2 protein-coding genes are annotated in these 1,783 nt (G+C 63.8%); both read left to right on the forward strand.

Features of this window, described 5'->3' with window-relative positions:
• Positions 1–99: 99 nt before the first annotated feature.
• Positions 100–1,140 carry a RecQ family ATP-dependent DNA helicase gene (locus WCB02_RS38090; RefSeq protein WP_423967229.1) on the forward strand — a complete coding sequence of 347 codons (1,041 nt, stop codon included), beginning with the start codon at positions 100–102 and terminating at the stop codon, positions 1,138–1,140.
• Positions 1,141–1,146: 6 nt separating this feature from the next.
• A partial coding sequence (locus tag WCB02_RS38095) for a RecQ family zinc-binding domain-containing protein (RefSeq protein WP_423967232.1) occupies positions 1,147–1,783 on the forward strand: 637 nt, incomplete at its 3' end.

A 1,783-nucleotide genomic window follows, 5' to 3' on the forward strand; every position in this document is an offset into this window, starting at 1 on the left:
GTTGAGGGAAGCGTTACCCACTCAAGCCAAAAGATGGCTTGAATGGGCCACCCTAAATTTGAAATGGGCGTGCGGCGAAGGTGGGAAGATAGAGTTTCGATGGATCTTGTTGCGCTGCTTCGGGGCACTTTTGGGTATTCGGGCTTCCGCGAGAACCAGGAGGCGGTTTGCCGCTCGGTGGCGGAGGGCCGCGACGTGCTTCTGGTGATGCCGACGGGCGCGGGCAAGAGCCTGTGCTATCAGTTGCCGGCGGTGGCGCGAGGCGGCACAGGCCTGGTCGTGAGTCCGCTGATTGCGCTCATGGACGACCAGGCGGCCAAACTCACAGCCAAAGGCCTGAAGGTGGCTCGCATCCATTCCGGGCTGCCGCGCGAGGCGGCTCGCGAGGCCTGCCGCGCTTATCTCGATGGCGCGCTGCAGTTCCTGTTTATTGCACCGGAGCGGTTACGGGTGCCGGGTTTTCCCGAGATGCTGGCGCGGCGCAGGCCGTCGCTGATCGCGGTCGACGAGGCGCACTGCATTTCCGGATGGGGTCACGATTTCCGGCCCGATTACCGGACGCTGGGGGATTATCTGCCGCTGCTGCGGCCGGCGCCGGTCATTGCGCTGACGGCGACGGCAACACCCATCGTGCAAAAGGACATCGTTGCCCAGTTGAAACTGGCCGATCCTGCGCTTTATATCCATGGGTTCCGGCGCGAAAACCTGGCGATTGAGGTAGTGGAGATGTCGAAGCCAGAGCGGGCGGAATTTGTGGCGGCGTTTCTTGCGGTGGAATCGAGGCGGCCGGCGATTGTGTATGCACCCTCGCGGAAATCGGCCGATGCTCTGGCTGAGGAACTGAACGAGCGCTTCCCAACGGCTGCGTACCATGCGGGACTGCAATCGGGGACGCGGGAGCGGGTGCAGCGGCAGTTCCAGGTGGGCGAACTGGAAGTGGTGGTGGCGACGATCGCGTTCGGGATGGGGATCGACAAGGCGAACATCCGGACGATCATGCACGCGGCGCTGCCGGGTTCGGTGGAAGCTTACTACCAGGAGATTGGCCGAGCGGGTCGCGATGGCAAGCCGTCGCGGGCGATCCTGCTGCACAGCTTTGCGGATCGGCGGATCCACCAGAGCTTTTTCGACCGCGATTAGCCGCCGGTGGAAGATCTGGATCGGGTGGTGCGGGTTCTAACAGCGGACTTCGAGGCGCCGGAGCAGTTGTGGGAACGGTTAAAGATGGAGCCGGAGACCTTCGGCAAGGCGGTGGAGAAGCTGTGTTCGCAGGGCGCCGCACAACTGGACATGGAAGGCCAGGTACGCGCGACCGGGGCAGAGGGCTGGCGCCTGGGATACAGGACGCAGGTAGCGCACAGGCGGGAACAGCTGGAACGGATTGTGGAGTTCGCGGAGAGGCCGCAGTGCCGGATGGCGTCGCTGGTGCGACATTTTGGCGATGCAGCCGGAGCACGCCGGCCGTGCGGGCATTGCGATTTTTGCGCTCCTCATCTGACTGCGGCGCAGCGCTATGGGGAAGCGACGCTGGCCGAGGAGCGCGATCTGCGGGAGATTCTCGTGGTGCTGAAGACCAATCGCGCGATGGCGGCAGGACGGCTCTTTACCGAAGCCAGCGTCGGCAAGGACCGCAGGTATTTCGACCGGCTGGTGGAGGGGCTGGAGCGAGCTGGCCTGGTGACGCTTGCCCAGGAAACCTGGACGAATCCTGAGGGGCGAGAAGTGACGTTCAGAAAAGCGAGCCTCACGTATGAAGGGCGGGATTTGAGCGCGGCGGATGCAC

Origin of the sequence: Bradyrhizobium sp., from assembly GCF_049581145.1 — a bacterium.
In the GTDB taxonomy this organism is placed as follows: Bacteria; Pseudomonadota; Alphaproteobacteria; order Rhizobiales; family Xanthobacteraceae; genus Bradyrhizobium.

Excerpts from the sequence above, each read along its gene's own strand:
- WCB02_RS38090 (WP_423967229.1), top strand. The coding sequence starts at position 100 with ATGGATCTTGTTGCGCTGCTTCGGGGCACTTTTGGGTATTCGGGCTTC.